The sequence below is a fragment of the Falsiroseomonas sp. RANM36 genome (assembly GCF_056682175.1).
The window spans coordinates 206,572-212,899 of the sequence record NZ_JBWXTD010000005.1 but is presented as its reverse complement, the minus strand read 5'-3'; the positions used below and the strand labels follow the sequence as shown (position 1 = coordinate 212,899).

Below are 6,328 nucleotides of genomic sequence, written 5' to 3'. Positions count from 1 at the left end.
GGCGGCTCCGCCGCCTGGGCTGCGCGCCACGCACGGCCGCGCGGCGGCCTGAGGTCAATCTGGGCGCGGGCCGCATTCGCGGCCTCGGCCCGTTTCGCGGGCCGCCTGGTCGGCTGACCCCAGAGCGCAACCGTCATCGCCAGCACGCTATCCCAGCGGAAACCGCACCACGAAGGTTGCGCCGCCGCCCGGCGTCTCCTCCACCGCGATGCCGCCGCCATGCGACTTCGCGATGGTGCGGCAGAGCGCGAGGCCGACGCCGGTGCCCTCGCCATCCGGCTTGGTGGTGAAGAAGGGATCGAAGATGCGCTCGCGCAACGCCTCCGGCACGCCCGGGCCGTTGTCCGCCACGCGCAGCACCGCCATCGCCGCCTCCCGCCGCAGCGTCACGGAGATGCGGCGGATGCCGCCCGGCGGCTCCACCCCGGCGAGCGCCGCGCGGGCATTGCCGACCAGGTTGCCGACGAGATGCGCGATCTGGTCGGCATCGCCGCGCATCGTCGGCAGGTCGCGGGCGAGTTCGACGCGCAACTCCATCCCCGCCGCCTGCGCGGCCTCCACCGTCAGGTCGAGCCCCGTCTCCACCGCGCGCGCCAGGTCCACCGGATCGCGCCGCGCCGGGCGCTGTCGCGCGCTGGCCAGCAGGCTGGCGACGATGCGCCCGCAGCGCTCGGCGGCGAGGCGCACCTTCTCCGCGCGCTCGGCCAGCGGCGTTCCCTCGGCCTCCTCCGCCAGCAGCAGCGACTGCGCGGCGACGACGGCAAGCGGGTTGTTGATCTCGTGCGCGACGCCGGCCAGCAGGCTGGCGATGGCGGAGAGCCGCTCGTTGCGGCGCAGCGCGTCGCGGCTGGCGCGCTGCGCGCGCTCCGCCTCGCGCCGGGCGGTGATGTCGATATAGGTGTTGACCAGCGTGCCGTCGGGCAGCCTTTCCCGCCGCACCTCCACCACGCGGCCGTCGGGGCGCGTCTCCTCGAAGCGGCCGACCGGCGCGGTCATGATCTGCGCGACGCGCGCGACGACCAGGTCATCCTCGGCGCGCTGCGGATCCTCGCCGGCATAGAAATCGCTGCGGCGGATCCGGTCGCGCACGAAGTCGGCCACCGGCGTGCCCGGCGCGGCGAGATGCGCGGGAAAGCCGTACATCCGCATGAAGCCGCGGTTCGCCAGCACCAGCCGCGCATCCGGGCCGACGATGTTCACGCCGTCCGCGATGCCTTCCAGGATCGCGCGCAGATGCGCGCGCTGCGCCGCCGCCTCCTCCTCGCGCCGCTTGAGGTCGGTCAGGTCGCGCATCGAGTTGATGAAGGCCTCCGCCGGCACGCCCTGCGCGCCGAAGGGCGAGAAGGTGTAGGCGATGTAGCGCCTGCCGTTCGTCCGGTAGTCCACCCAGCCTTCCATCCGCACCACCTCCCCGGCCAGCGCGCGGTCGGAGACGGGCAGCAGCTTCGTGGCGAGCTCCGGGCCGATCAGCTCGGTGGTGCTCATGCCGATGATGTCCTCCGGCCGGCGGCCGGCGAAATCGGCGAACTCGCGGTTGACGTAGAGGTAGCGGCGCTCGCGACTGATCACGCAGACACGCGCCGGCGCGGCGTCCAGCACGCCGCGCAGCAGCGCGAGTTCGGCCTGCAGCGCGGCGATGTCAGGCTTCGGCGGCTGGGTCGAAGACATAGCCGGCGCCGCGGACGGTCTTGATCACGGCCGGCCGCTCGGGCACGGCCTCCACCTTCCGCCGGATGCGCGCGATGCGCACATCGATCGAGCGGTCGAAATGCTCGTCGCCGCGCGGATGCGCGAGGTCGAGTAGCGTCTCGCGGCTCAGCACGCGGCCGGGGCGCTCGGCGAAGGCGCGCAGCAGCGCGAACTCGCTGGGGCCGAGCGGGATCTCGACACCGTCCGGACCGCTCAAGCGGCGCGCATCGAGATCCAGCCAGGTGCGGCCCATGCGCACGCGCTTGCCGGGCGGCATGGCCGGCGCCGCGGGAGCGGGGGCAGCCGCCGCCGGAGCGGGGGCGGCCGCCAGCGCCTGCTGCGTCGCCTCCCGCCGGCGCAGCACGGCGCGCAGGCGGGCGAGCAGCTCGCGCAGGTCCACCGGCTTTGCGATGTAGTCGTCGGCGCCGACCTCGAGCCCGACGACGCGGTCCACCACGTCGCCGGCGGCGGTGAGCATGACGATGCCGATATCCGATTCGGCGCGCAGCGCGCGCGCCACGGACAGCCCATCCTCGCCGGGCATGGCGATGTCCAGCACGACGCAATCGGCCGGCCGGTCCGCCAGCAGCCGCCGCAGGGCCGCACCGTCCCCGGCCTCGCGCACATCCATCCCGCGCTTCGCCAGATACTCGGCCACGGCGCCGCGCAGATCGGGCTCGTCGTCGCACACGATGATGGCGGCGGTCTCCGCCATGGCGTCCTCCGTCCTCATGCCAGGTCGCGCCGCATATCTCCCGCGCCCGGCGCCCGGCGGCAAGCGGCTCATGGCGCAACATGTTGCAGGACTGTCGCGCAACACGCGACATGAAAGCGCCGCCAGGCCGCAGCGGACCTCTGCCGGCGGCGCCGGCACGCCCGCCCCGGACGTTGACAGGCGGGGCCGCGGGCGCCTCACTCCCCGGCAGCGGTGCCGCGCATCGCAGGGGAAGCGCCATGGCAAGCCAAGACGACCACGACGATCACGACCAGACCAAGAAGCCCTTCAAGCTGCGCAGCCAGCGCTGGTTCGACGATCCGTCGGACCCCGGCATGACCTCGCTCTACTGCGAGCGGCAGCTGAATTTCGGCATGACCTTCGATGAGTTGCAGTCCGGCCGGCCGATCATCGGCATCAGCCAGACCGGCAGCGACATCGCGCCCTGCAACCGCCACCACACCATCCTGTCGCAGCGCATCAAGGAAGGCATCCGCGACGCCGGCGGCGTGCCGCTGGAATTCCCCGTCCACCAGATCCAGGAGACGCTGAAGCGCCCGACCGCGGCGCTGGACCGCAACCTGCAGTACCTGTCGCTGGTCGAGATCCTGCACGGCTACCCGCTGGATGCCGTGGTGCTGACCATCGGCTGCGACAAGACGCCGGGCGCGGCGCTGATGGCGGCGGCGACGATGAACATCCCGGCCATCGCCTTCTCCGGCGGGCCGATGCTGGATGGCTGGTATCGCGGCCGGCTGGTCGGCTCCGGCACGGTGGTGTGGGAAGCGCGGCGGATGCTCGCCGCGGGCGAGATCGACAACCGGCAGTTCATGGAGGCGGTCGCGGCCTCCTCCACCTCCTGGGGGCATTGCTCCACCATGGGCACGGCGCTGTCCATGAATTCGCTGGTCGAGGCGGTGGGCATGAGCCTGACCGGCTGCGCCGCCATCCCCGGGCCGCATCGCGAACGCGCGCAGATGGCCTACTGGTCCGGGCGCCGCATCGTGGAAATGGTGAAGGAGAACCTGACGCCCTCCGCGATCATGACGAAGAAGGCCTTCGAGAATGCGGTCGCCGTCGCCAGCGCGATCGGCGCGAGTTCCAACTGCCCGCCGCACATGATCGCCATCGCGCGCCACATGGGCGTGGAGCACACGCTGGAGGACTGGCAGCGCGTCGGCGCCGACCTGCCGCTGCTGGTGGATTGCCAGCCCGCCGGACGCTTCCTGGGCGAAGCCTTCCATCGTGCCGGCGGCGTGCCCGCGGTGATGAAGGAATTGCTGGAAGCGGGCCGCCTGCATGGCGACGTGATGACCGTGACGGGCAAGACGGTCGCCGAGAACCTGAAGGACGTGCCACTGAGCCCGGACCGCGAAGTGATCCGCGCCTATGCGAAGCCGATGAAGGAGAAGGCCGGCTACCTGGTGCTGACCGGCAACATCTTCGACAGCGCCGTGATCAAGGTCAGCGTCATCGACGCTGAGTTCCGCAAGCGCTTCTTCTCCGACGATCCCGACGTGTTCGAAGGCAAGGCGGCCGTCTTCGAGGGCCCGGAGGACTACCACGCCCGCATCGAGGATCCGTCGCTCGGCATCGACGAGAAGACGATCCTCGTCGTGCGCAATTGCGGCCCCGTCGGCTACCCCGGTTCTGCGGAGGTGGTGAACATGCAGCCGCCCGCGGCGCTCATCAAGAAGGGCGTCAACGCGCTGCCGACCATGGGCGACGGGCGGCAGAGCGGCACCTCCGGCAGCCCCTCCATCCTGAATGTCACGCCGGAAGCGGCGGTGGGCGGCGGGCTCGCGCTGCTGAAGCATGGCGACCGCATCCGCATCGACCTCAAGAACCGCCGCGTGGACGTGCTGATCCCGGCCGAGGAACTGGCCGCGCGCAAGGCCGCCTGGAAGCCGCCGCAGCTGCTGAACAAGACGCCCTGGGAGGAGATCTACCGGAACAATGTCGGCCAGCTCGGCACCGGCGCCTGCCTGGAGCCCGCGACGCTGTATCTGAACATTTTGGAGACGCGCGGGGAATCGCGCCACAATCACTGATCCCGTTCGTGTACGCTTAACCCCGCGCGGCGACACTGCCGCGCGGCATGAAGCATCTGCTCGACCGCCTGCAGCGGCTGGACGTGCTGATCCTGGACGACAGCCGCTCCATGCGGGAGCTGCTGAAAGGCGTGCTGCGCAGCGTCTGGGTGCCGGCCCCGCGCGAGGCCGGCGACGTGGCGACCGCGCTCGCCGAGTTGCAGCGCCTGCCCCCCGACCTGGTGATCGCCGACTGGGAGATGCCGCCGCCGGACGGGCTGCATTTCGTGCGCAGCCTGCGCGCCCTGCCCGATGCGCGGCTGCGCCGCACGCCCGTTCTGATGGTCACCGCGCATACCGAGCAGTGGCGCATCAACGCCGCGCGCGATGCCGGCGTGACGGAATTCCTCGCCAAGCCGATCAGCGCGGGCGGCCTGGCGGAGCGCGTGGCCGCGATCCTCGAGCAGCCACGCCCCTTCGTGCAGGCCCGCGCCTTCCGCGGCCCCTGCCGCCGCCGCCAATACCTGCCCCCGCCCGAGCCGGAGCGACGCCTGGCGGCGCCCGGCGAGGGGCCCGCGCCCTGCCTCGACGAATTGCATGCCGCCTGGCTCGCCTGCCGCACGCACCCGTCCTCGCGGGAGGCCGCGGCGCGGCTGTTCCGCGCCGCGCACACGCTGCGCGGGGAGGGCGCGAGCCTTGGCTATCCGCTGGTCACCGGCGTCGCCACCTCGCTCTGCCGCGTGCTGGAACGCGGCCATGCCCGGCATCGCGTCGCCTGGGCGACGGTGCAGGCGCATCTCGACACGCTCGACGCGGTGCTGCGCGAGCGGCTGACCGGCGGCGGCGGCGCGGCGGGCCATGCGCTGCTGCTGGCGCTGCGCGACCGGGTCGAGGACGGCACCGCGGCCATGCGCGCGGCCGGGCTTTCCGCCGCGCCCGGTTGACGCGCCGCCGCGCGGGCCGGTTGACGCGCCGCCGCGGCCTGCCCAAGGTCCGCCGGCAAGGTTCGTGGAGGAAGCGGCATGGCGGGACGTCTGGCGGGCAAGCGCGCCTTCGTGACGGCCGCGGCGCAGGGCATCGGGCGCGCCACGGCGCTCGCCTTCGCCGCCGAGGGCGCCGAGGTGATCGCCACCGACAAGGACGCGGGGAAGCTTTCGGAGCTGCGCGCGGCGGGCCTCTCCACGCAGCCGCTCGACATGCTGGACGCCGCGGCGATCGAGGCCGCGGCGAAGGCGGCCGGGCCGCTCGACATCCTGTTCAACTGCGCGGGCTTCGTGCACCAGAACACGGTGCTGACCGCGACCGAGGCGGAGTGGGACTTCGCCTTCGACCTGAATGTCCGCTCCATGTGGCGGATGTCGCGCGCGGTATTGCCGGGCATGCTGGAGCGCAGGCGCGGCGCCATCGTGAACATGAGCAGCGCCTGCTCCTCCCTGAAGGGCGCGCCGAACCGCTTCATCTACGGCACCACCAAGGCCGCCGTGATCGGCCTGACCAAGAGCATCGCGACCGAATACGTGACGCAGGGCATCCGCTGCAACGCGATCTGCCCCGGCACTGTGGACACGCCGAGCCTCGGCGACCGCATCGCCGCCAATGCCGCGCAGGCCGGCGGCCTGGATGCCGCCCGCGCCGCCTTCGTCGCGCGCCAGGCAATGGGCCGCCTGGCGACGGCGGAGGAAATGTCGGCGCTCGCCGTCTATCTCGCCAGCGACGAGAGCGCCTTCGTCACCGGCCAGGCCATCGTCATCGATGGCGGCTGGATGCTTTAGAGTGTGCCCTCAGACGCCGGGCGCGGCCTCCGGCCGCTTGGCTTTCGCGCCACGCACTGCCGCACCCGGCGGCGCTGATGGCCTGGGCGCGGCGCGCATTCGCGCGCTCGGCCCGCCGGTGG

Annotated in this window: 5 protein-coding genes; 3 read left to right on the top strand and 2 right to left on the bottom strand. The window is 72.5% G+C overall.

Annotated elements, in window-relative coordinates; translation table 11 throughout:
* Positions 1-147: 147 nt before the first annotated feature.
* Together AC1MIR_RS18935 and AC1MIR_RS18930 are read right to left on the bottom strand one after the other, a co-directional pair.
* Positions 148-1,668, bottom strand: a complete 1,521-nt coding sequence (locus tag AC1MIR_RS18935) for a PAS domain-containing sensor histidine kinase (protein ID WP_480029742.1) — start codon at positions 1,666-1,668, stop codon at positions 148-150.
* The gene (locus tag AC1MIR_RS18930; RefSeq protein WP_480029741.1) at positions 1,640-2,404 is read right to left on the bottom strand and encodes a response regulator; all 765 of its coding nucleotides are present in this window, start codon (positions 2,402-2,404) and stop codon (positions 1,640-1,642) included. The genes AC1MIR_RS18935 and AC1MIR_RS18930 overlap by 29 nt, the downstream gene beginning before the upstream one ends.
* A 239-nt stretch (positions 2,405-2,643) precedes the next feature.
* On the opposite strand from AC1MIR_RS18930, the gene AC1MIR_RS18925 reads away from it, so the two are divergent.
* The 3 genes from AC1MIR_RS18925 (at position 2,644) to AC1MIR_RS18915 (ending at position 6,206) form a co-directional block, all read left to right on the top strand.
* Entirely contained in the window at positions 2,644-4,455 is a 1,812-nt protein-coding gene (locus AC1MIR_RS18925; RefSeq protein ID WP_480029740.1) for an IlvD/Edd family dehydratase, read from the top strand.
* A 47-nt stretch (positions 4,456-4,502) separates the two neighbouring features.
* On the top strand, positions 4,503-5,378 hold the full coding sequence (locus AC1MIR_RS18920) for a response regulator (protein ID WP_480029739.1): 876 nt from the start codon (positions 4,503-4,505) through the stop codon (positions 5,376-5,378).
* Between the two features lie 78 nt (positions 5,379-5,456).
* On the top strand, positions 5,457-6,206 hold the full coding sequence (locus AC1MIR_RS18915; RefSeq protein WP_480029738.1) for an SDR family oxidoreductase: 750 nt from the start codon (positions 5,457-5,459) through the stop codon (positions 6,204-6,206).
* The last annotated feature ends 122 nt before the right edge of the window (positions 6,207-6,328 follow it).

Coding starts and splice junctions, on each gene's coding strand:
- AC1MIR_RS18930 (WP_480029741.1), bottom strand. CDS start 2,404: ATGGCGGAGACCGCCGCCATCATCGTGTGCGACGACGAGCCCGATCTG.
- AC1MIR_RS18915 (WP_480029738.1), top strand. CDS start 5,457: ATGGCGGGACGTCTGGCGGGCAAGCGCGCCTTCGTGACGGCCGCGGCG.
- AC1MIR_RS18935 (WP_480029742.1), bottom strand. CDS start 1,668: ATGTCTTCGACCCAGCCGCCGAAGCCTGACATCGCCGCGCTGCAGGCC.
- AC1MIR_RS18920 (WP_480029739.1), top strand. CDS start 4,503: ATGAAGCATCTGCTCGACCGCCTGCAGCGGCTGGACGTGCTGATCCTG.
- AC1MIR_RS18925 (WP_480029740.1), top strand. CDS start 2,644: ATGGCAAGCCAAGACGACCACGACGATCACGACCAGACCAAGAAGCCC.